This window comes from Niallia sp. Man26 (assembly GCF_022049065.2).
Lineage (GTDB): Bacteria > Bacillota > Bacilli > Bacillales > Cytobacillaceae > Niallia.
This window is the reverse complement of record NZ_CP095744.1, coordinates 544996-567632: the sequence shown is the minus strand read 5'-3', so window position 1 is coordinate 567632 and position 22637 is coordinate 544996. Positions and strand designations below refer to the sequence as shown.

21 protein-coding genes and 1 other annotated feature are annotated in these 22637 nt (G+C 34.5%); of the genes, 13 read left to right on the top strand and 8 right to left on the bottom strand.

Annotated elements, in window-relative coordinates; genetic code table 11:
• Positions 1-15: 15 nt before the first annotated feature.
• Positions 16-789 (bottom strand): DeoR/GlpR family DNA-binding transcription regulator, encoded by a 774-nt coding sequence (locus L8T27_RS22310; RefSeq protein WP_237943063.1) that lies wholly within the window; start codon positions 787-789, stop codon positions 16-18.
• 219 nt (positions 790-1008) lie between these two features.
• On the opposite strand from L8T27_RS22310, the gene L8T27_RS22305 reads away from it, so the two are divergent.
• From L8T27_RS22305 to L8T27_RS22280, 5 genes are all read left to right on the top strand, one after another.
• Entirely contained in the window at positions 1009-1761 is a 753-nt protein-coding gene (locus tag L8T27_RS22305; protein WP_237943061.1) for an ABC transporter ATP-binding protein, read from the top strand.
• Positions 1754-4396, top strand: coding sequence for an extracellular solute-binding protein (locus L8T27_RS28870; RefSeq protein ID WP_349238820.1), 2643 nt, complete (start codon positions 1754-1756; stop codon positions 4394-4396). The genes L8T27_RS22305 and L8T27_RS28870 overlap by 8 nt, the downstream gene beginning before the upstream one ends.
• A 14-nt stretch (positions 4397-4410) precedes the next feature.
• Positions 4411-5499: a 2-aminoethylphosphonate--pyruvate transaminase gene (phnW, locus tag L8T27_RS22290; protein WP_237943059.1), complete on the top strand. Its 1089-nt coding sequence runs from the start codon at positions 4411-4413 to the stop codon at positions 5497-5499.
• 1 nt (position 5500) lies between these two features.
• Complete coding sequence (phnX, locus tag L8T27_RS22285; protein WP_237943057.1) at positions 5501-6385, top strand: phosphonoacetaldehyde hydrolase; 885 nt, start codon at positions 5501-5503, stop codon at positions 6383-6385.
• Between the two features lie 121 nt (positions 6386-6506).
• Positions 6507-7001 (top strand): LURP-one-related/scramblase family protein, encoded by a 495-nt coding sequence (locus tag L8T27_RS22280; protein WP_233314965.1) that lies wholly within the window; start codon positions 6507-6509, stop codon positions 6999-7001.
• Between the two features lie 371 nt (positions 7002-7372).
• Here the strand turns inward: L8T27_RS22280 and L8T27_RS22275 are convergent, their stop codons facing one another.
• Positions 7373-8005, bottom strand: a complete 633-nt coding sequence (locus L8T27_RS22275; RefSeq protein ID WP_237943054.1) for an esterase/lipase family protein — start codon at positions 8003-8005, stop codon at positions 7373-7375.
• A gap of 324 nt (positions 8006-8329) precedes the next feature.
• Here L8T27_RS22275 and L8T27_RS22270 point away from each other — a divergent pair, with 324 nt between their 5' ends.
• Complete coding sequence (locus L8T27_RS22270; protein ID WP_237943053.1) at positions 8330-8860, top strand: hypothetical protein; 531 nt, start codon at positions 8330-8332, stop codon at positions 8858-8860.
• A 312-nt stretch (positions 8861-9172) separates the two neighbouring features.
• Here the strand turns inward: L8T27_RS22270 and L8T27_RS22265 are convergent, their stop codons facing one another.
• Positions 9173-9580 carry a helix-turn-helix domain-containing protein gene (locus L8T27_RS22265; protein ID WP_233314968.1) on the bottom strand — a complete coding sequence of 136 codons (408 nt, stop codon included), beginning with the start codon at positions 9578-9580 and terminating at the stop codon, positions 9173-9175.
• Between the two features lie 348 nt (positions 9581-9928).
• Here L8T27_RS22265 and L8T27_RS22260 point away from each other — a divergent pair, with 348 nt between their 5' ends.
• Positions 9929-10393 (top strand): hypothetical protein, encoded by a 465-nt coding sequence (locus tag L8T27_RS22260; protein WP_233314969.1) that lies wholly within the window; start codon positions 9929-9931, stop codon positions 10391-10393.
• A 665-nt stretch (positions 10394-11058) separates the two neighbouring features.
• On the opposite strand, the gene L8T27_RS22255 is transcribed toward L8T27_RS22260, so the two are convergent.
• Positions 11059-11349, bottom strand: coding sequence for a GNAT family N-acetyltransferase (locus L8T27_RS22255; protein WP_233314970.1), 291 nt, complete (start codon positions 11347-11349; stop codon positions 11059-11061).
• Between the two features lie 30 nt (positions 11350-11379).
• Complete coding sequence (locus L8T27_RS22250; protein ID WP_233314971.1) at positions 11380-11595, bottom strand: (4Fe-4S)-binding protein; 216 nt, start codon at positions 11593-11595, stop codon at positions 11380-11382.
• Positions 11596-12043: 448 nt separating this feature from the next.
• Between L8T27_RS22250 and L8T27_RS22245 the strand changes: the two genes are divergently transcribed.
• The 3 genes from L8T27_RS22245 to L8T27_RS22235 all read left to right on the top strand — a co-directional run bounded on the left by L8T27_RS22245 (position 12044) and on the right by L8T27_RS22235 (position 14771).
• Complete coding sequence (locus tag L8T27_RS22245) at positions 12044-12496, top strand: CBO0543 family protein (RefSeq protein WP_248574499.1); 453 nt, start codon at positions 12044-12046, stop codon at positions 12494-12496.
• A gap of 172 nt (positions 12497-12668) precedes the next feature.
• Positions 12669-13112: an ASCH domain-containing protein gene (locus L8T27_RS22240; RefSeq protein WP_237943049.1), complete on the top strand. Its 444-nt coding sequence runs from the start codon at positions 12669-12671 to the stop codon at positions 13110-13112.
• A 363-nt stretch (positions 13113-13475) separates the two neighbouring features.
• Positions 13476-13725, top strand: a binding site (T-box leader).
• Positions 13726-13778: 53 nt separating this feature from the next.
• Positions 13779-14771: a tryptophan--tRNA ligase gene (locus tag L8T27_RS22235; protein WP_237943047.1), complete on the top strand. Its 993-nt coding sequence runs from the start codon at positions 13779-13781 to the stop codon at positions 14769-14771.
• Positions 14772-14961: 190 nt separating this feature from the next.
• On the opposite strand, the gene L8T27_RS22230 is transcribed toward L8T27_RS22235, so the two are convergent.
• Positions 14962-16200 carry an IS110 family RNA-guided transposase gene (locus L8T27_RS22230; protein ID WP_237943046.1) on the bottom strand — a complete coding sequence of 413 codons (1239 nt, stop codon included), beginning with the start codon at positions 16198-16200 and terminating at the stop codon, positions 14962-14964.
• Between the two features lie 533 nt (positions 16201-16733).
• Here L8T27_RS22230 and L8T27_RS22225 point away from each other — a divergent pair.
• Both L8T27_RS22225 and L8T27_RS22220 read left to right on the top strand, forming a co-directional pair.
• The gene (locus L8T27_RS22225; RefSeq protein WP_237943044.1) at positions 16734-17528 is read left to right on the top strand and encodes an AlbA family DNA-binding domain-containing protein; all 795 of its coding nucleotides are present in this window, start codon (positions 16734-16736) and stop codon (positions 17526-17528) included.
• Positions 17529-18387: 859 nt separating this feature from the next.
• Positions 18388-19356: an NAD(P)H-dependent flavin oxidoreductase gene (locus tag L8T27_RS22220; RefSeq protein ID WP_237943042.1), complete on the top strand. Its 969-nt coding sequence runs from the start codon at positions 18388-18390 to the stop codon at positions 19354-19356.
• A 255-nt stretch (positions 19357-19611) separates the two neighbouring features.
• On the opposite strand, the gene L8T27_RS22215 is transcribed toward L8T27_RS22220, so the two are convergent.
• Complete coding sequence (locus L8T27_RS22215; protein ID WP_237943040.1) at positions 19612-20511, bottom strand: sugar phosphate isomerase/epimerase family protein; 900 nt, start codon at positions 20509-20511, stop codon at positions 19612-19614.
• Positions 20508-21653 (bottom strand): Gfo/Idh/MocA family protein, encoded by a 1146-nt coding sequence (locus L8T27_RS22210; protein WP_237943038.1) that lies wholly within the window; start codon positions 21651-21653, stop codon positions 20508-20510. The genes L8T27_RS22215 and L8T27_RS22210 overlap by 4 nt, the downstream gene beginning before the upstream one ends.
• A 140-nt stretch (positions 21654-21793) precedes the next feature.
• Between L8T27_RS22210 and L8T27_RS22205 the strand changes: the two genes are divergently transcribed.
• The gene (locus L8T27_RS22205) at positions 21794-22630 is read left to right on the top strand and encodes an AraC family transcriptional regulator (protein ID WP_237943036.1); all 837 of its coding nucleotides are present in this window, start codon (positions 21794-21796) and stop codon (positions 22628-22630) included.
• Positions 22631-22637: the final 7 nt, after the last annotated feature.

The following is a 22637-nucleotide window of genomic DNA, read 5'->3' as shown; positions in this document are numbered from 1 at the left end:
TGTGACTCCCCTTTCTTATTTTTCCGTATTTTCTGCGAGTATTAAAGTGCAATTTGTTTCGCGGAACTGCTCGACAATACTATCAGATAAATTGGCATCTGTAATGATGTAATCAATACTCTCTAGCGGGGAAATGCTAACGGTCACGTCTTTACCAAACTTCGAACTATCAGCAGCTACATAAATTTCCTTGGATATTTCAATCATTTTCTTCCTTGTTAAGACTTCCTCTAAATTATAATCAGAAATTCCCTTTTCTAGCGTAATCCCGCTTGTACAGATAAACGCTTTATAGATATTGAGCTCTTGAAAGTTAAATAGATAATCAAATGTTACTACTGAATTTTCTTCTTTACGGATTTTGCCGCCAATCACAATCAATTCCACATCGCTAGTCATTAGCTCGGTTATGATTGGAATGGAGTTGGTTACGACCGTCAAGTTTTTCTTGTTTTTAATATATTTGGCGATTTGATAGGTTGTAGAGCCGCTGTCGAGAAAGATACAATCGCCATCATTGATGAGATTGCTGCATGTAAGGGCAATGCTTTCTTTTTCAGTCAAGTGGCTGACCATCCGCTCTCCCATAGTCGATTCACCTAAGAATGATTCAACTAGCTTCACACCACCATATATTTTCTCAATTTTCCCCTCATTCGTTAGCGTTTGAATATCTCTGCGTAAAGTATCAACAGAGATGCCAAGCTCTGAAGTTAATTCTGTCATTTTAAGGACTTTTTTGACCATCAACAATTCTATAATTCTTTTTTGTCTTTCTAGTGGAAACATGCTTTTTCCCCTTATTCATTTTAATAGTGAACTTGCCTCTATTTATACTTTATACGTAGAAAAAAAGCAAGAAACACTAATTAATTAAAATGAATATATGCAAAATTAATGTATAACTTATGCTTAAAATATGCATATTTTACATTCGCTTAACAAAAAACAGGTTTGTCATTTACATATAGTATTTATACTGAAGTTGTGCAAGAGGAGGTGGAAAGTTTGCTTCAACTACAAAATGTCAGCAAACAATTCGGGGATAAAGAGGTTCTGTCAGATATTAGCTTATCCATCCAAACAGGGGAAATCGTCTCCCTTTTAGGTAAAAGTGGAAGTGGAAAAACAACTCTATTAAAAATCATATTAGGATTAGTAAAAATGGATAATGGCAAAATACACTTCAATGAGGATAATGTTTCAAAAGTTCCAATGGAAAAACGAGGATTTAATATTGTATTCCAAGACTATGCACTATTTCCTCATTTGAATGCATATGACAATATCCGTTACGGATTAAAAAATAAAAAAGGCAGCATTACAGAACAAGAAATTCAAGAGTACATTGATTTCCTTGAACTGCAGCCTCATTTGACTAAACGAATTCATGAATTATCAGGAGGGCAAAAGCAGCGAGTCGCACTAGCGAGGACACTGGTGACAAAACCGAAAATTCTATTATTGGATGAGCCTTTGAGTGCTTTAGATGGGGTTATTAAAGAATCGATTAAGGAAAGAATTAAAACAATCGCTAAGGAGTTTAAGCTAACGACAATTCTGGTTACACATGATCCGGAAGAGGCGATGACGATGTCTGATAAAATTCTCATCATCAACGACGGTAAAGTTTCCCAGTTTGGAACACCAGAAGATATCATGCAGCGTCCACAAAATGAATTTGTACGCAGCTTTATTTTGAAACAGCTGGAGACGAAAAGACAAAGCATTCTGTCCTTATATGGTGGCGCCCATGTATAGTGTCAAAAAAGAGATGCGCCTTATTTATTGGCTCGTTGTTCTTCTGTTCTCGTTATTTATGCTTGTTCCGCTCATTCTGCTGTTTATTCGGTCGGTGCAGGGAGATGAAGGTTTATCGTTGCTTCATTTTCAGACAGTAATAACAGATAAAGCTTTTGGTGAAGCAGTTTGGAACAGTGTGAAAGTGTCAGGGCTTACTGCTGTATTAACAACCGTTATCGCGTTTGTGCTGGCATACAGTATTCAATGTACTAGGATGTTTCAGCCACTGAAAAAAGCGGTTAGAATTGGCATTCTTGTTCCAATGCTGCTCCCGACAATAACATATGGCTTTGCGATTATTTATTCATTCGGAAAGCAAGGCTTGCTGACAAACATATTTGGCGGGAAATTATTCAATATTTATGGCTTTAATGGCTTATTGCTTGGCTATGTCATTTATACCATTCCACCAGCATTTTTGTTAATTCACAACTCCTTTATGCAGGTAGACAAGAAATATATGATTGTGTCGAAACTAATGGGAGATGGGGTGTTCCGCAGTTTTAATACCACGGTGCTTCGCCCGTTAATTGGAACATTAGGTGGAGCGTTTGTGCTTTCGTTTATCCTAAGCTTCACAGACTTTGGTATTCCGGCCTCTATCGGCGGGACGTACAATGTTGTCGCAACACAGCTTTATCAAGTAATGCTTGGATCTATTCCTAATTTTAACCATGGGGCAGTAATCGCTGTAATGATGCTTTTGCCAAGTGTAATTGGCATTTTCCTGTTAAGCTATTTGGAAAAATTCAATTTTCATAATGACAATGTCTCTGATATGGAGCTGCTGGAGAATAAGAAAAGAGACAGTGCTTTCGGTATTCTGTCTGCACTGATTATCACAGCTATGCTGTCTGTATTTGCGGTTATATTTATCGCACCATTCGTAAACAGTTATCCGTATGATATGTCATTTACTTGGGGGCATTTTCAATCAGTACTTGAATCCAGTGAATTAATTTTCGTTTACAAGAATTCGATTTTAATAGCAGCAAGTACAGCTGTTTTTGGCACAGTAGTAGCTTATTTCGCGGCATTACTAGCAGCGCGAACAAGTATGAAAACGAAGGTACTGGATGTTATCTCTATCATCTGTAATACAGTTCCTGGCATGGTATTAGGATTATCTTATTTACTGCTTATCAATGGTAGCACTCTAAAAGGAACATTTTTAATTATCATCTTATGTAATATCGTTCATTATTTTACAACACCATATTTGATGGCAAAAAACACGTTAGCAAAAATGAATCCAAATTGGGAAACAGCAGGAGGTTTATTCGGAGATAGCTGGTTCAAAACAATTTGGAGAGTTATCTTACCTAACTCTATAACAACAATTATCGAAATGTTCAGTTATTATTTTATCAATTCGATGGTTACCATCAGCGGGATTATCTTTTTAGTATCGACACAGACAGTTGTGCTTGCGAGCAAAATTAAGGAGCTGCAGCATTTTGCTAAATTCAATGAAATATTTGTTCTGTCGATTCTAATATTTGTTACAAACTTAGCAGTAAAGCTTATCTGTGATTATGTCCAAAAACATAAAGCAGCAGGCTTTGTTCCAAAATCCAAAAAAAGTGAGGGGATTAACATGCAAAAAGCGATGAAACAAGTGGCTTTGTTATTGATAACCGTCAGTCTGTTTTTTGTGACGGTTGCCTGCAGTAACAGCAGTGCAGCGTCAGAGAAAGTAGTGATTACCACAAATGGTGATGAAGAGGCAATAACAGCAATGGAAAATGCATTAAATGCAGCAGGTTATGAAGGCAAATATCAATTACAGTCTTTAGGAACTTCTGAACTTGGCGGGAAACTTATTGCCGAAGGAAAAGACATAGAAGCAGATCTGGTCACAATGAGCTCCTATTTCCTTGAAAGTGCACAACAACAAAATGATATGTTTACAGATTTAACGTTTGAAACAAAAGCAGTTGATGAACATCCAGCCTTTTATTCTCCAATCCTTGCAATTACTGGTGCGATTTTTGTCAACACAGAGGTACTGAAGGAAAATGGTTTAGAAGCGCCAACGTCTATTATAGATTTAACAGAACCTGAGTATAAAGATTTAGTCTCAATTCCAAATATTGCAGATTCATCAACAGGGTGGCTGTTAGTACAAGCCATTCTAACAGAATACGGAGAAGAAGAAGGGAAAGAAGTGTTGGAAAAGCTGATTGCTAATGTTGGTCCCCATTTGGAAAGCTCAGGGTCAGGTCCTATCAAAAAAGTTCAAGCTGGAGAAGTAGCTGCAGGATTTGGTCTTCGCCACCAAGCAGTTAAAGCGCAAGAGGAAGGAGCACCGATCAGCTATGTTGATCCGACAGAAGGGAATTTCTCTTTGACAGAATCAGTTGCAGTCGTAAACAAAGATGATAAGGAAAAAACAAAGCTTGCCATGGAAATGGCGGAAACAATTATCAATGATGCCAGACAGGAATTAATCACGAATTATCCAGTAGCCATTTATGAAGGCGAAACAGTAGATGACATTAACAAACCTGCTCATGCCAAACAGTATGCAGAGCAATTAACTGTAGAACTATTAGAAAAGCATCAGCAATTATTTACGGAAGCGAAACAATAAGGAGGAAGACAACAATGAGAAACTATAAATTACTAACACCTGGACCATTAACAACAAGCAAAGCAGTAAAAGAAGAAATGCTGTTTGACCGCTGTACATGGGATGATGATTACAAGCAAATTACCCAAAAAATTAGAGCACAGCTACTAAAACTGGCGGGTGCACCGGAAAGCGACTATACAGCAGTATTAATGCAAGGGAGCGGCAGCTTTGTAGTAGAATCTGTGTTGCATACAGCTCTTTCGGAGCAAGATAAACTGCTTATTATTACTAACGGGGCCTATGGCGAGCGGATTGTGAAAATGGCGAAATATTTGCGTCTTAACTTTGTAGAATACCGTACAGCGTATAATGAACATCCAAACGAAGCAAAAGTGAGAGACATTCTTGAGGCAGATGAGACGATTACCCATATTGCGATGGTTCATTGTGAAACAACAACAGGAATCTTAAACCCTCTAACTCTAGCAGCTCAGTTAGCAAAGGATTATGATAAAAAGCTGATAATCGATGCAATGAGCAGCTTTGGCGGTGTGGAAATGAACATAGCAGAGCTGGGAATAGATTTCTTAATAAGCAGCTCAAACAAATGCATCCAAGGAGTACCTGGCTTCGGTTTTGTATTAGCCAACAAGCTTGAACTGATTGCATGTGAAGGCAATGCCCGCAGCTTATCGTTAGATCTGTTTGATCAATGGAAGGAAATGGACAAGGACGGAAAATGGCGCTTTACATCCCCAACACATGTAGTAGCAGCATTCTCAAAAGCAATCGATGAACTGCTAGAAGAAGGCGGTGTTTCTGCTAGATTTAAAAGATATCACAACAATAATTCAGTACTAAGAAGCAGGCTAGCAGAGATCGGCTTTACTGCTTATATTACAGAAGAAAAGCAATCACCAATTATAACAACCTTTCTGTATCCAAGTGAAACTTTTAGCTTCATTGATTTCTACTCGTATGTTAAAGAAAAAGGTTTTGTTCTATACCCAGGTAAACTAACTGATATAGACACATTCCGTATTGGCAATATCGGCGAGATCTATGAAACAGACATACAAGAACTATGTGATGTTATTAAAGAATATATGGGAGGACTTTAATATGAACAGAGTAGAAGGCATTATTCTAGATTGGGCAGGAACAGCAGTAGATTTTGGGTGCTTTGCACCAGTAAATGTGTTTATTGATATTTTCCACAATGCCAGAATCGATGTAACAATGGCAGAAGCAAGAGAACCGATGGGGATGCTGAAAATCGACCATATCCGAGCAATGCTTTCCATGCCAAGAATCTCAAGCCTATGGAAAGAGCAATACGGACGTGAGTTTACAGAAGCAGACGTAGAGCGGCTATATGCTGAATTCGAGCCAGCCCTGCTCGCAAGTTTAAGCGAATATACCAATCCAATTCCAGAAGTGCTTGAAACAGTCCAAGTTTTACGCGAGCGCGGCATCAAAATCGGCTCCACAACAGGCTACACAAAAAAAATGATGGACATCGTCGTACCAAACGCTAAACAGAAAGGCTACAGTCCAGACTTTCTCGTTACTCCAGACGAAACAGATTCATATGGCAGACCATATCCATATATGATCTACCGTAATATGGAGGAATTAAAGCTGACAGCCTCTTGGAACGTTATAAAAGTTGGCGATACAGTATCCGACATAAAGGAAGGCATTAATGCAGGAGTCTGGTCTGTAGGAGTTGTAATTGGAAGCTCGGAAATGGGACTAACGCAAGAAGAATTCACAGCACTTACAGAGGAAGAAAAGGAGCAAAGCATCTACACAACAAGACAGCGTTTTATTGAAAATGGTGCAGATTTTGTTATCCAAACGATGGGAGAGCTTCCTCTATTAATGGAGAAATTGGAAGAGATGATAGAGGCAGGTAAAAGACCTGGTGCAGGTGCTGAAATAAAGATGCCAATTGCTAAAAAAAACACACTTGAAATATTAACCGTTGCAAAAGCCTTCCGTTAGGGAGGCTTTTGCTTTTTTTGCAATGGACGAATCTTTTGGTATGGCTAATACGTATTGTTAACAAATAGGAAAACTTAAAAATCAGCACTTTTGGATTGCCCAATTTTACAGGAGGTGCCTTATGAAACAACTTTATATAAAGCAAAAGGTATTCAGTTTAAGTGGAAAGTTTACAGTGAAAGATCAAACAGAGCAGGATATTTATTATGTGGAAGGAAGCTTTATGCAAGTCCCAAAGACCTTCTCCATAATGAATACAAATAGACAAGAAGTTGCCCTTATTACTAAAAAGGTATTCAGCTTTTTACCTAAGTTTTTTGTAGAGGTAAATGGCCATGAGGCGTTAACGATAAGAAAAGAGTTTTCATTCTTTAAACCACGGTATACGATAGATGCAGCAGATATTGAGGTACAGGGTAACTGGTGGGACATGGATTTTCAAGTCAAACAGCATGGCAATGTGATTGGTACCGTGAGCAAGGAATGGTTTACTTGGGGAGACAGCTATAAGGTTCAGATAGAGAATGAAGAGATGGAGGCTATTATTATCGCGTTAGTTGTAGCAATTGATTGTGTGAAGGCTGATGAAGCAGCGGCTGCTTCGGCAGCGACATGATGAAGATGCAGAAATAAATATGCAGATGGAAAAAAGATAATTAGGGAATCATCACGGCTATATTTTACTTGATAAAACCTCATTTATATATGGTACGTATTAGTACTATAAATAAATGAGGTTTTATCGGTCTTGCTCTAAATTAAATGCGGGGAATAGTGAGTATAGAGGTAGTGAGTCCGAACAGAATTAAATTTTCAAGCTACGCTATAAAGATAATCTATATTAATGAAGATTATGCTTGCTCAAATATGATAAAGGGGTAGTACCACTTACTAGATAATTAAATCAAAACTCTTTCATAATTATGAACGGATATACTGATGAACTATAAAAAGAACCGTAATAGTACGGTTCCAAGGAATTGTCTCTTAATTTGTATTAAGGCCTCCACCATTTAACCCTTCTTTGATATAACCATTTACTTGGCTGTTAGACAATAACCCGATATGACCAATTCCATACAGTTGAATATTTCTAGCACCTTCTAATCTAGATAAGTATGGATATACAATTCTATCACCTGTACTATAGATAGATGTATAGAGAATTTTTTGGTTTGGATCTGTTCCTGGTAGTGCAGTAGAGGAAACAAGACCGTTAGCACCACCAAGTGTTACCACATTTCTAATCTTATCTCCTCCACCTAGATACTTAATGTAATAGAGAGTATTTGCTCCCCCCATACTATGAGCAACAATGTCTATTTTATCTGCTCCAGTCTCTGCTAACACACCCTCTATATATCTAGAAAGTTGTGGTCCATTGTTTGAATTTCTACCAGTTTTGTCTAAGAAATCAATTGCATAGAGACTGTCTCGATTCCAACCTTGACTCACTAAATAATTCTTTATAGCATAAAAGTTATAGCTATTGCCACTAATGCCATGAACTAAAACAACTGGATTATGGTCAGTGGCTGCGTTTGTGTTAGTTGGATGTATCCCAACTGCAGACAAAATTAGAATGATACTTAGAATAAAACCTACTAATAGTTTTTTCATTTAACTCTCTCCAAAAATAATAATTTACTATGAAATTATACTTTAAATTACTAATTTGTTAAATAGTTCCTATTTATTTATAGTTTGTATTCTTGAATAGTTTTAATATCTATAAGAAGAGGAATTTTAAGTAATGCAAATTCGTGGTATTAACGGGGCAGTATAGAGAAAGAAGGGATACTCCCAGTTTAAATATTTTTAATTAGAAGGTTTTGTGTACAATAATTTTTTTAAAAGCTAATCAAAAAATAACATTCATACTTATATTCAACGTTGCATTTGGTATATAATGGATATTAATATACAGAAGTTTTGGAGGTTTTTATGTTTTTAGTTAACAAGACTATGGAAACACTTTTAGAAAGCCTAAATAAATATACGGATACTCTGATAGAAAAATTAAAAGAAATACAGAAATATAATTTTTCGCCTGATATTGATTTATTAGACTTTGTAGTTTTTATGGATCAATCAACAATTGACATTAGAATGTTTTCAATGGATAGAGATAATAATGAAGTTTTCAAAGAAACGGAGGATTCATTGCTATTTGCTGGTAGCAAAGGAATACTCTCAGACGTGGAATTTAGACACCTATCAGATGAACAGCTTGATGAATTTTACAGCTTTTATGAGGCAAATGAAGAAGAGTTAGTCCCAAAGGAAGAAGGAGCAATAGCAGAATGGTTTCAGAATTGCTGGAGGATGGCAGATGCAGATGCATTAGTATTACCTTCTTATTTTGTTTTCCATGATGCAGTAGTCGCATTCGATTTAACTACTTGGAAATGGATCGATGAAAATGAAAAAAATGGTTATGATTATTCTATAGATACTCTCAACATTCTTAATTAATAAAAACAAAAAGCATACTTTTTGGAGTGCAATTTTTTAGTTTCAATCCTATATTTCGGCGGCTTTCCTTAAATATAGGGAGATGCATTTATTATGTTAAAACGAGGCACCATTTCTGAGACAAAGAAAATTAGTACTTTTATGCAGAAATCATGGCAGGTTAACGAAAGTTAATTGTTTGCAAATGAATGAAACATAAGAAATTGGAAAAGTGCTGTATCCATATAGACAAGGGATATGACATATATTTGGTGAATAGCTAGCCGGACTCCCTCAAGTAATTTCAGTCATCCGTCTAACCATTATGACTTGCTATTGTCGACCTTCTTCTATGGAGCAGCCTACATCATTCATTGGTTCCATTCTATTCTCTAACAACATCTCTAATAATACTTTCACGTTTTCTTTATCCTTATATGTTAATTCAATGCCCCTATAGTTAATGTTTTCGTGTGATAGAATCCAATCTATATCTGTTGGAGATTTTGTTTGTTCTACTTTTTCGGGGCTTCCTAATAGATAATCAGTTGTAGTATCAAAAACCTCCGCAATCTTTGACAATAATTCCATTGGTGGCAGACGAAGTTGAGACTCATAACCAGAATACATAGATGCTCCTATTCCGATTTTTTCAGCTGTATGTTTGATAGTCCAGTCCCTTTTAAGCCGGAGTTCTTTAAGACGATTTACAAGCTCCCCAGCAAATTGGTTGTTTTTCATATTGACCCCCCTTTATTTCGTTCTTTATTAAGAATTATTTAGAATATTATACCAGAATCTTCTTCAGAATTCATACATTAATTAACGCTTCACAGAACTAAAAACAAAAAAGGAGATCAAGTTTCCAGTTTAATTATTGTAAAGGGGCATGAAAACACTAACAGCCAAATTTTGAACCTCTTCCGAATAATTATATTTTATTAATGGTTTAAATAAGGGGATTGAACTAAAGGAAACAGGTAATTTGATTGGAACTCCGTTTCTAGAACACAGAAGGGTCAGTTTAAGCTCTACACTGCAGATATATTGGGGTAAACGGGCAACTAACTTAAACAAATGAGGTGTGATATGAAAGTAGTTATTAAACTATTTATAGGATTGATTTTTACTTGTACACTAACAGGGTGTTTTGCAGAAGATTATGATGTTGGAGTTCCAACTGCCCACTTGAATTTTGATATTTCATCTGTTCAATTAAAAGAAGCAAATATTAGTTGGGATACAGCAAGTGAAGATGTGCAAAAAAAAGTAGAAGATATTGAAAAATACGCATCATCACTGGATGAAATCAAGGTTTTTTCAGATCAAAAAGTGTCTTTGGAGTTTAAAGAGAACGATAAAAATGGTGGAGATATTTGGACTGACCCAGATATAACAGTTGCTCTATTAAAAGATAAAAAAGATACGGAACTTGCATTGGATGACTCTGGGGAATTTACATTTCCTAGTGACAAAGGGAAATATGTTTTAAAAGTTGAATTTATTAATTCAGCGGGTAGTGCTCAATATGTAGGGAACGTTGTAATTGAATAAGTTGCATAAACAAAAAAATAGGTGCATTAAATTGGATTTTAAATTACACATCACCAAAACGCTCGGAATAAAATCGGAGCGTTTAGTTTTGTTTAAAAATTAGTAAGTTGTTAGGTTTGTGTAGTGTTTTACTTAAATTAGGGGGAGCTTTGATCCAGTTAGATTATGGTTCTGCCTTGTTCTGGTGCTAACTCGGCAGGTTAGTTTAACAAGCATTCCGAAAGTATTATGGTGCTTTAAGAAAAAATGATTTTTGGGAGGGGTTGGGAGAAGAAAGAAAATGAAAAAATTATTGTTAAATCCCTTTTTAATAAAGATGAATAACAAAGAGTTTTATTTAACCATTAGGGCTTTAAGTGGTAAATGTTCTTCTAGTCCTGGTCATACTAGCATTCCGAATAAGATATAATCGACTTCCGAATTTAGTGGTAACCATCGCAACTTGACAAGGTGCCTCCAAGTCCATACTTTTGCCAGCCAGAAAACCAGATGGAAAAGATATCTGGCTTGCTAGCTAGGCTAGCATAACCGCCTCTCCTAGTATTGTTGCTAGTATGAATCTCTTATACTAATTAGCAGTATGCCCTGATTTGGTGATTAGTCGACTGGACCTTATTTTTTGTCCAGTTATGTGTAGCTCATTCAACACATGTAATAAAATGGAATTATTTTGCTAGTACATCTTGATATTCTTCTTTACTTTCAAGAACACTTTTTGCGTAAGGACATACAGGAATAATATATAAGTTTTCATCTCTTGCATATTCAACTATCTTGTTTACTAATTCTTTGCCTAATCCACGGCCATTATGTCCCTCGTATACAACTGTATGGTTTACAATAATTAAATTTTGTCCATTTACATCTTTTCCACTTGGGATAAATTGAATTCTTGCAATAATTTCATTAGATTCCTCAATATAGAATTCATTCTTGTCCATTTTAATTTCAGTCATTTCCTCATTCTCCTAACTTTTTAGTCCTGTTTATTTTTGTTCATAAGTAAGTGCTCTGCTTGGACAAAGATCAATCACTTCCATGATTTTTTCAGCTGTTGCATTCTGTGGTGATACCCAAGGTCTGTTCTGGGTATTGAATACACTTGGCAATCCCTTTACACATTCTGCTGCATGTTTGCAATTACTGGGTTTCCAATATATTTTGATACCTTCAGTATCATAAGTTTTAATTTTTTCGCTCATAATATCCTCCTTCTGATAGTTCCATGGTAATAATTTTGAATTACTCTTAATTCTTACTCTAATTGATATTTCACAAATATGTATGATGGGTTTTTACCAGCAAAAGAGCTATTTAGTAGCAACATTATAAATTTTTGAAAAACAATATTAATTTAATAGTACTATATGTTAAGCGGAATCTCCAATTCGAGACTTGTTATTTAAAAATAAAATTATTGAAACATAGATATCTAATGTATTAAGCAGAACCAAAGATGGAATTTACAAGTTTACACTAACTGCCGAATGGATAGTTTTTTTATGTAACTATAGTGGAAGCATTCTTGTAATTAATGAAAACTAGCTTATGGTAGAAACGTGGCAGGTTAGCTAAAGAAGAATAATTCATCGAATAAATAATGATAATATATCTGATATTGTTGTTTAAAGAAATGAGGTGTTCCTCTTGGTGAAGCTATTTATAGTGACAGTTATATTAGTGCTTTTAGTTGCCCTAAAAATGCCCAGAAGAAGAACTAGGCACGAATTACTAGCTACAATACAGTTTGCATTATTAATGAATTTTGTAACTGATTTATATCTTGATTTAAAGTACAAATTGTATTGGTATTTTGATAAAGAACAAATAGAGTGGTCGTACCTAGCTGTAGCCCTAGGTGAGCTTGCTGTATTAGTAATTTTTTTTAATTATTTTCCCCTGAAATCAAATGCCATTAAGAAATTTATATATATCTTGGGATGGACATGCATTCTTGTACTGCTTGAGTTGTATGCAGTTTATATTAAAGTTTTACATTATGGTGAATGGAATATAATCTATTCGGCGGTGGTTTACTTTATTTCAATGTACATCCTTTATTTCATATTGGAATACACGGCGGATAGAAGAGAAACTCAGTAATAAAGTCGCAATTTCTTCTTAAATTAACCGGGGCATTAATCCAAGAAGGACTAATGTTCCTTTTTTGTTTTGGCACTAACGAGGGAGGATAGTGCAAGAAGGATAATTCAAAGTAACCTAGAATAAGTATTTAGATTGAAGGATTTAAAATATTAATAAAGGAAGTAGTCAAATGAATAACAGGGTTAAAGAATTTTGGAATCAATTTTGTATAGACACCCAAAAAGAAGGGGTTCAATATATAGATGCTTTCCGTTTTGGTGCTTCTGCTGATTGGTTAGCAGAATTAGTTGTTAATGGAAAAAAGACAGCTACAACTTCCGGTTTCGTGTTTTATGAAAAGGAAAAAGAAGATATTCCTAAAGTTGGTGAACATTATATTGTTTTAAATGGTAAGGAAAATCCAGTTGCTGTTATTGAAATTGAATCTGTTCAAATTGTTCCAATGAATGAGGTAACCGAGGAATTTGCTTTAGCCGAGGGTGAAGGTGATTATCAATTTTGGTGGGATGCTCACCGGAAGTTCTTTACAGAATTATTAAAAGAATATGATATAGCATTTACACCCAATATGTTAGTTGTGTGTGAACGATTTAAAAAAGTATATCCTAAATAAGCAAATCAAATGATAAAGAATAATAATAACATTTGATTTAATAGTTGTACCCTATTCCTAAAAACAAGTTGAATATAGCCAACTTGTTTTTTTATTTTAAAAGTTTATCATTCTTGTTATAAATATTTTTTCTTGTACCACAAACAGGGAAGCATTCCTGTGAAAAATGAAAACATAGCTTATGGAAGAAACGTGGCAGCATTCCTGTAATAAATGAAAACTTGCTTATGGTAGAAACATGGCAGGTTAGTGCAAGAAGCAGATGAACTTCTATTCACTTTATGAATAGTTTAGAAGGAAACTACATTTGTTAACTTATACCTTGACCTTTTATTATCCATATTTTAGAATAAATTTAATAATAAGTGAGCAATGATGAAGAGGAGTAAGCTTTAAAAACGCTTTAGAGAGCTGATGGTTGGTGAAAATCAGTGCGGGATTAATGTTGAATGGGCTTCTGAGCTTCTAAACTGAAACATGTAGTAGGTTTAGCGGACTGTCTTACCGTTAAAAGAGACTAAGTATTGAAAACAATTCTACTGTTTGAGTACGGATAAGTGCGTTTACATTTGTAAACGAAAAAAGGTGGCACCACGGGTTACTCGTCCTTGTTTTATGGGACGGGTAGCCCTTTTTGTGTTTTCAAACCATAATTGGAGGTTTCTTATGAGAAAAACTATATTAACTGGAATAAAACCCACAGGACAAGTTCATTTAGGTAACTATATTGGAGCGATTAAGCCGGCATTGGAACTAGCTAAGGCAGCTGATTATAAAGCAGCATACTTTGTTGCAGATTATCATGGTCTTACGAAAATCAATAATCCAGAGGAATTTAGGCATTTATCATATGGAATAGCAGCAACATGGTTAGCATTGGGACTTGATCCTAATAAGGTAATCTTTTATAGACAATCGGATGTTCCAGAGATTTTTGAATTGAATTGGATACTTAGTTGTTTTACATCTAAAGGTTTAATGAATAGAGCACATGCTTATAAAGCGATTGTCGATAGCAATAAAAGGTTGGACAAAGATATAGATTTCGGTGTTAATATGGGATTATTTAATTATCCAATCCTAATGGCAGCTGATATTTTGATGTTTAAAACGGAGGTTGTCCCTGTTGGAAAAGACCAAGTTCAGCATGTAGAAATCGCTAGGGATATTGCTGAAAGTTTTAACAACAGCTACGGAGAGACATTCTTGTTACCTGAGTACAAAATACAAGATGATACTGCCGTATTACCTGGATTAGATGGTAGAAAAATGAGTAAAAGTTATAAAAATACAATTCCACTTTTTGAAGATCCAAAAAAACTACAAAAACTAATAAATAAAATTAAAACTGATTCATTGCCACCAGAGGCACCGAAAAATCCTGATATATCTGTTCTCTTTATGTTATATAAGGAATTTGCTACTTTTGTTGAAGTTGAAAAGATGAAAGAGCAATATATAAAAGGCATTGGGTGGGGAGAAGCAAAAAAGGAATTGTTTAACGTTATGAATAGATTCATTGAAGAACCACGTGAGAAATATAATGAACTAATGTCCTCACCAGAGAAAATAGATAAAATTTTAAAAGAAGGGGCAGAAAAAGCAAGAGCAATTAGTGTCCCATTTTTAAAAGAAATTAAGAGTAAAATTGGATTTTAAGCAAAGAGACAGAATGCAAAATATCGAGATATTGTGAATAAATGTACTTAAAGTAAACCAGCTAATAGTTTGTCAACATTTTTCAATAAAAAGATAAATAATCTCGTGGTATACTAAAAATGCACATGCCAAATAACCTACCGCTATATTTTAATTGGAAGGTTTTGTTGTATTTAGTTAGATATAGTTATTAATCTATATCTTGGAAAGTTGTTCGTTTTTTTAATAAGGCAAAGATCCAGTGTAAGAGCTTGTTTACACATGCAATAACGGCTACCCTAAAGGGTTTTCCTTCTTCTCGTTTCTTATCATAAAACTCTCTTAGTTTTCGATTGCGTGGAATAATCTCGTCGGTTGTCTTCTTTTTACGACTATCCCTTATACCACTTTGAACAGCCATATATAAGGCGTGGCGAAGTCTACATGAGCCACGTTTCGTTATTCGATTCACCGATGCGGTAAACCTCCCAGATGAGTACACACTAGGATCTATCCCAGCGAATGCAACAAGTTTCTTGGCATCATTAAATCGATCTATTTCTCCAATTTCGGATATAATCGTGGCAGCGATTTTTTCTCCGATTCCAGGGATAGATTGAAGAATATAATACTCTTCAATTTCTTTAGCGAGAGCATTTATTTCATCTGCAATCTTGGATAGATGCTCTTGGTATTGAAGAACTATCTTAATTAAAATTTCTAGATTGAAAATATGACTCTCATAGAGATTGTTTTGAAATGGATTACGTAGGGCAGCCTCTATTAACATTTGTGCCTTTTCCTCTGCCCAGGACACCGAACGATTCTTACATAATGAAGCTATTTTATCAGTTAATTCTTTTTCACTGACACTTAATACCGCCTTAGAAGTAGGGAATTCTAGTAAAGTAAGCAAAGATACTTTTGAGTATAAACTTCCGAAAACTCCTCGATACTCAGGGAATACCTGATCAATTAAGGAATGTAACTGTATTTTTGTTTTCGCTGAAATTTCTGCAATACTCTCTTGTTGCCTTGTTAGATTTCGAAGGTTTAAGAGTTGAATTCCTCGCTTCTTGTAAGGCTGTAGTTCTTCCTTATAATACAGTTCACAAAGATGATAAGCATCGATTGCATCTGTTTTAACTTTGCGTAGGCTTGAACTCTTGGCTCTATGTGAAATAAGAGGATTGACGAGAATATATACATATTTTTGTTCCTCTAAAAACTGAATAACTGGGGTGTGATAATGCCCAGTTGACTCTAATACAACCGAAGGTTGAGTACCCAAAGCTGCTTTTTCAACATCTTGAAGAAAATCTAATAACCTACCTAAACCCTCTAGATTATGTGTAATACTAAAACTCTTCCGATATGGTTTACCTTTATCTAAAAATGCTTGAACATGGCTTTCTCCTTTTGAAACATCCAGACCAATCACTGGATTCATACTAATTTCTCCTCCTTAAAAAGCATATTAGTCGGTAACCCCTAAACTCCTTGTAATATCATAGGTTCGCTTGTTAAACGGGTTCATTGTCCCAACCAGCCTGAAACATGTTTATACAAGTAGGGGGTGAACAGTTTAGCTGACGGGATTTATTCCCACGGGGGCGCCGTTCTACCCCGACTACCGTAATCATAAAACTAAAAAAAAAATGGTCAACCAGAAAAATCTGGCTAACCATATATTACGAACGGGGGCAATAGTTTAACAACAGTATCATTACGTTTTAACTATTATTAGCAAACATTGAGTTAATATTTTTCTCATATATGTTTTTGATGTGGCAAGAGGAAATACGATCGGAATTATTTGTTTGTTCGTTCTTGCTACCCAATCGGGTTTATGCAACAGCAAGAAATTCTAAGGAATAATGATACTTATGTAGGTATAAAACATGTGCCAAATAATTCTTTAACTAATGAAACTAATTTCTATTCTAAGCGTATAAGAAGATGAGATTTTAGATGGAGGATAATATGGACCTGACACTACTCGAACAATTACTTGCACAAACAGAAAGCGAACGTTTAAATTTTAAGAAGGGTTTATATGTAAAAATAAATCACGACAGTTTATTGAAAGATGTAATGGCTATGGCAAATGCAAAAATTAATGGTTCTCGTTACATTATAACTGGAGTCAAAGAATCAGCGCATCAAGAAAAAGAACTTTTTAGTATTACAGAGCCAATTGATGCAGCTACTTACCAAGAATTAATTTTCGAAAATATTGAGCCGCAGCTAAACTGTGAGCTACAATATCTTACATATAAGAATCGGCTATTAGCTGTACTTGAAATTATAGAGCCAAAAAGCCAACCTTATATACTTAAAAAAGATCACGGGAAATTACATAAAGGCTTTTGTTACATTCGAAGAGGGAGTAAAAATGATTTTGCTTTGCGTTCTGATTATGACTATTTTTATAAACAAGGCCAATTTGAAATTCATATTCTAGATGGTTTTTTAGGAGCAACTGATGCAGAAAGTGGCTGTGCAACCTTAGAATGTTCATTCAGAAATTGCACTGAATATCCAATAACCATATATAAAGGAATATTAGAAATATGGGATTCACAAAAACTACGTTCCAATCATAGGCTTTTTGTGCATTCTCGTTACATACCAGGAGCTGATTACCGATTAGAGATTCCACCTAAAACTGCAGTTACTGAGAATTTTAAATTTGGTTTTGAATCCAGTGATTGTATTCGCTTAGAAATGGATGAATTTGGTCATACTGATTTAAAGTTAAATTTTAAATTATTTTGATTGATACACTAGGAAATGAATATGTAGGGATTGTACATGATTGCAACGTTTTTGCTAAGGGAGAATTCTTATGGAAGGTAAAAATGAAAACTAATATAAAAACTGACTTGTAATAAAGAAGCAGTTGCCAGCAGGCAGCTGCTTCTTTATTAAACAATGATGTTTAGGATTGGCATGCGGTTGCGCTATAAATGTATGATTATGTCACGGCAGGGAAATATAAAAAAATTAAATTGTTATATTAACCATTAATAAAATAAGAAAGACAATGAATATATAAATCTAAAAGTCTGCGTTAAATTCTTTTTAACACTTAATAAAATTAGTAATGAGACCATCGAAATCACTGGTATATATGGGATTAGACGGAATTTTTCTTGGAGAATTAATTTTTCTAAGAAGGATTAACGCTTGTTCCAAGATTTAACGCTCATTATTTGCGTGAAACTGCTTAGCTTATTTAAAAGATAATTTTCTTAATTGAGGTAACTAGTAGAGATGAAATATATATAGTTATTTATTTTACAATTAGATGTAAAGGTTTTACGGGGATAGCACAGGTAGTTACTTTTTACCCCGCTTATATTATAAGTTAAGCCCATTCAGTTAATTAATGGAATTTTGTTAGTGCAGATAGAGCAAGAATAATTAGATGAAATAATAAGTTCAGAGAAAATTGTAGATAAATGATTAATGATTTACTCATTTAAGAATCAAAATTTGAAATTAAAATTGCAATCTCTATTTTAAGAAATTCTGATAATTTAGGAATGATTTTCTGATAAAAAGATGTTGACTCTATAGTAACAATAGGGTTTAACATGTGAAATATCTTAAAAAAAGAAAGGTGAAATTCACTATGCAAAATAATAGAGTAACAAATATACTTGGCATTGAATTGCCTATTATCCAAGCACCTATGAGCTGGATTACAAATGCAACTATGGTAGCTGCTGTATCTAATGCGGGGGGGATGGGAGTTCTAGGCCCTAACGCAGGAGCAAAAGATATTGACTCAAAAGACCTTAATATGGAAGAAATGCTTCGAAACCAGATACGAAAAGTAAGAAACTTAACAGACAAGCCGTTTGCGTTAAATATTTTATCGCCCCCAGAAGGAGTAGAAGATCAATTTACTCAAATTACTCTTCAAGTTGGCTTTGAAGAAGGCGTTAAACATTATGCTAGTGTTGGAAATGTTAACCGAGATATTTTTAATTTGGTTAAAGAAAATGGGGGTATTGTTCTTCACCGAGAACTTACGCCTTCTCCTGAGGCTGCTAAACAAGCCGAAGAAGCTGGCGCTGACATCATTATAGCTACTGGCTATGACGAGGGAGGAATACTTCCTCAAAATCAGATAGGAACTTTTTCAATTGTACCTACCATTGTGGATGCTGTTAATATCCCTGTTATGGCTACAGGTGGTATAAATGATATTCGAGGTGTAAGAGCTGCTTTTTCTCTTGGAGCAGAGGGAGTTTACATGGGAACTCGTTTTATAGTTTCGGATGAAAGTCCTGTTTCAGAACTTACAAAAAAAGATATCATAAATTCTAAAGGGAGCGATTTATTATTTATATCAGCGTCTCAACGTTCTACAGCTCATAAATTCTCAAAGGAACTTGCTGAGTTTTATAAAGACGGTGTCCCTTCTGCAGAACTTGATAAAAAAGCTTCTCAAAATGGAGGTCTTCGTACAGGAATGCTAGAAGGAAACTTAGATAAAGGCATAATTTCTGTTAATACAGCTATAGATTTAATCACAGAGGTAAAAAGTTGTAGAGATATTATCATTGAAGTAATGGCAGACTTCATTAATAAATAAACATAAGTAAACCCAGAATAAAAAAAGGACAGACTAGAAGTTTCTAGGCTGTCCCTTTTAAACTCTTTTAATTAAGTATACTGGTGGTTAATTAAAGGAGTTTAATTTTCTAAACAAGAGATATTGGACCATCTTCATTTTTTTAACTTGAACATTAGGATGGAGGAAGGACTAATCGTCAACTATTTTTGATTATCTAAACTAATGTTTATTTCTCAACGTGTACTCCAGTTTATTCTTATTATAATACTTACTTTATGCCAAGCCTGTCTGTTTAACCATTCCAATACTCTCTAAATATTCATATGTTCTTTTTGCTACAAGAAGTGGCTTATCAAATGGTGCTGGATACATATCTTGCTCAACAATAGCCCAGCCATTAAAGTTAACTTTGATCAACACTTTTAGAAACTCTTCCATGTTTACAGCACCAAGATTTGGTTCAACCATTATCCCTTCGCCTACTGCTTTCGCTAGAGACCAATTTTCTTGTAACATTTTACTTCTGACATTTATATCACAATTTTTAATATGAAGATATGATACTCGATTATGATGTTTAAGCATAAATTTAACAGGATCGCCACCTGCATAGGCATGATGGCCTGTATCTAAGCATAACTGAATATCAGAATCCCTTAATAATTGTTCAATTTGTTCCTCTGTTTCAACATGAGTTTGGGCATGCGGGTGAAAAACGGTTTCAAGGCCATAATTTGATTTAGCATAGTCTTTAATCTTATTGATATTGTTTACAAAATTATCCCATTCTTTGGTATTTAACTCTTTAGGACGAACTAATTCTCCTGTGAAAAGATCGGTATATGTGTCATCAATTAGTACAATATATTTTGCGCTTAAGAATTTAAGCTGTAAAGCTGCCATTTCATCAAGAGTTGATAATATTTTTTTCATATTACTATTTGAAGTTAAATCATCCATCAGTGTTGTTGCAACGAGCTCAATATTTCTTTTAAATAGCTCTTTCTCTAATTGTTCATATTGATTTGGCAAGTACCCCCATGGTCCGAGTTCAATTCCTTTAAACCCTACTTCTTGAATTTCATCCAGGCATCGTTCCCAAGGGGTTTGCTTTTCATTTACAGGAAACCAGATTCCCCATGAACAAGGTGCAGTACCAAGTTTTAGATTCATAGTGGTACCTCTTCTTTATCCTTAACTTTAATCCATTTTTGTACAGATACAGATTTTAAAATAGCATTAATGGTTTGGTCAACACGAGAACCAAATTCAAAATCACAAATATATTCTGTTCCGTTAGCAACGGCTGAAAGCAACTCGTGAACTTCTAAAATCTTAATATCATTAAAACCAATAGCAATACCTGTCGCAGGGTTTAGTGCTTTGAATCCTTTGTGATTAGGGCCTAAGAATACTGTTCTATAACCTCTGTTTACTTCTTCATCTGACGTGAAATATACATTTACTTCATTCAATTTTTCTAAAGAATAGTGGACTGCACCTTTTGTTCCTTGAATTTCATAAGCAAGATAGTTTTTTCTACCTGTTGCAACTCGGCTTGAGGACAATGTGCCAATTGCACCATTTTCATATGTTGCTAGAACTGAAATTGTATCATCATTTTCAACTTGAGCAAGTTCAGGTGAGCCTGGAGCAATTGGTCTTTTTGTGATAAATGTTTTAGACAAAGCGTTTACATTTTCAATATCACCAAGGAGATACTGTGACACGCTTATAAGATGTGAACCTAAATCACCTAGGGAACCGCTGCCTGAAAATTTGTTGATATGACGCCATGTAATAGGGAGTTCTTCATCTAATAGCATATCCTGATCATAAGTACCAGAAAATCTCATAATTGTTCCGAGTTGTCCTGAGCTAATTAGCTCTTTAATATAATGTGTAGCAGGATTCATGACATTGTTAAATCCGACGTAATTTACTACACCTTTTTCCTTTGCTAGCTTAGCGAGTTCAGCTGATTCTTCATAAGACAATGTTAATGGTTTTTCACTATATACATGTTTACCATTTTCTAATGCTGCTTTAGCAATTTCATAGTGTAAATAGTTTGGAGTTGCAATATCAACTACATCAACATTAGGATCAGTCACGACTTCATTCCAATCTGTTGTGTAACGAGCATAACCCAATTTTTCAACAGCTGCTCTAGCTGCCTCGTCACTAACATCTGAAACAATTTCAAAAACAGGTTTGCCAGATTCAGGACCGAATAACATTAAAGCGTTTACAAAAGAGCTTGTATGTGATTTTCCCATCCATCCTGCACCAACTAATCCAATTCTTACGTCCATATTTATCTCCCCTTTACAATTTTTATAAATTTATTGCTAACATAGATTTATTTTAATATGCTCTTATTATTAGGTCATTAAAGAAACATGCTTAATTTTTTAGAAATATTGCTATATTTAATGAAGTGGGGGAACAAAACTTGGAAGAAAAGGGGATATTGCCAGCGTCAAAAATATATTTTCATACATCAAGTGTCTTTTCAAAACAAGCACATTTCCATCTTGCTAATGGGGGAAGATACTTTTGTAACCATTTTTATGAAACAAAAAGAAATCATTATGAACAATATTTATTCCTCTACGTAAAAAAAGGAAAGATGAAAGTTCAATATGAAGATTATGAGTTTATTGCCAATGATAATACTTGTATTTTTCTTGATTGTCATAGTCCACATTTATATAAAACCCTAGAGGAAACTAATTTTGATTGGTTTCATTTTAAAGGCAGTGCTAGCAAAGAGTATTTCGAGTTTCTTTTTCATAAACATGGGTGTGTTTTTACAATGGCTAATAACTGGAAAGCAGCTGATTACTTTAATCAGGTTCTAGATATGATGGAAAATGAACAAGTAGACGAGCATCTAGCTTCCATTATTATTCATCAAATCTTATATGAATTGGAGAGAATTTCTAATCAAGCAGATATTACAATTGAGGAAACTATTAAACAGGCAATATCATATATTGAAGAAAATTATAGTAAAGATATTACTTTAAATGATATTGCCAAGCATGTAAAATTAAGCTCTTTTCATTTTTCTAGGTTATTTAAAAAACACACAAATTCTACTCCACACCAATATTTAATAAGTTATCGTATTAATAATGCAAAAAAACTTTTATACAATTCTAACCTACCAATTAATGAAATCGGATTTTTATGTGGATTTAATAGTGTTTCTTATTTTGTTACTGCCTTTAAAAACTATACCGATTATACACCAAAAAAGTACAGGGAATTTCTCCGAAAAATATGATTTATAT

Coding starts and splice junctions, on each gene's coding strand:
- L8T27_RS22310 (WP_237943063.1), bottom strand. CDS start 789: ATGTTTCCACTAGAAAGACAAAAAAGAATTATAGAATTGTTGATGGTC.
- L8T27_RS28870 (WP_349238820.1), top strand. CDS start 1,754: ATGTATAGTGTCAAAAAAGAGATGCGCCTTATTTATTGGCTCGTTGTT.
- phnW (WP_237943059.1), top strand. CDS start 4,411: ATGAGAAACTATAAATTACTAACACCTGGACCATTAACAACAAGCAAA.
- phnX (WP_237943057.1), top strand. CDS start 5,501: ATGAACAGAGTAGAAGGCATTATTCTAGATTGGGCAGGAACAGCAGTA.
- L8T27_RS22280 (WP_233314965.1), top strand. CDS start 6,507: ATGAAACAACTTTATATAAAGCAAAAGGTATTCAGTTTAAGTGGAAAG.
- L8T27_RS22275 (WP_237943054.1), bottom strand. CDS start 8,005: ATGAAAAAACTATTAGTAGGTTTTATTCTAAGTATCATTCTAATTTTG.
- L8T27_RS22270 (WP_237943053.1), top strand. CDS start 8,330: ATGTTTTTAGTTAACAAGACTATGGAAACACTTTTAGAAAGCCTAAAT.
- L8T27_RS22265 (WP_233314968.1), bottom strand. CDS start 9,580: ATGAAAAACAACCAATTTGCTGGGGAGCTTGTAAATCGTCTTAAAGAA.
- L8T27_RS22260 (WP_233314969.1), top strand. CDS start 9,929: ATGAAAGTAGTTATTAAACTATTTATAGGATTGATTTTTACTTGTACA.
- L8T27_RS22255 (WP_233314970.1), bottom strand. CDS start 11,349: ATGACTGAAATTAAAATGGACAAGAATGAATTCTATATTGAGGAATCT.
- L8T27_RS22250 (WP_233314971.1), bottom strand. CDS start 11,595: ATGAGCGAAAAAATTAAAACTTATGATACTGAAGGTATCAAAATATAT.
- L8T27_RS22240 (WP_237943049.1), top strand. CDS start 12,669: ATGAATAACAGGGTTAAAGAATTTTGGAATCAATTTTGTATAGACACC.
- L8T27_RS22235 (WP_237943047.1), top strand. CDS start 13,779: ATGAGAAAAACTATATTAACTGGAATAAAACCCACAGGACAAGTTCAT.
- L8T27_RS22230 (WP_237943046.1), bottom strand. CDS start 16,200: ATGAATCCAGTGATTGGTCTGGATGTTTCAAAAGGAGAAAGCCATGTT.
- L8T27_RS22225 (WP_237943044.1), top strand. CDS start 16,734: ATGGACCTGACACTACTCGAACAATTACTTGCACAAACAGAAAGCGAA.
- L8T27_RS22220 (WP_237943042.1), top strand. CDS start 18,388: ATGCAAAATAATAGAGTAACAAATATACTTGGCATTGAATTGCCTATT.
- L8T27_RS22215 (WP_237943040.1), bottom strand. CDS start 20,511: ATGAATCTAAAACTTGGTACTGCACCTTGTTCATGGGGAATCTGGTTT.
- L8T27_RS22210 (WP_237943038.1), bottom strand. CDS start 21,653: ATGGACGTAAGAATTGGATTAGTTGGTGCAGGATGGATGGGAAAATCA.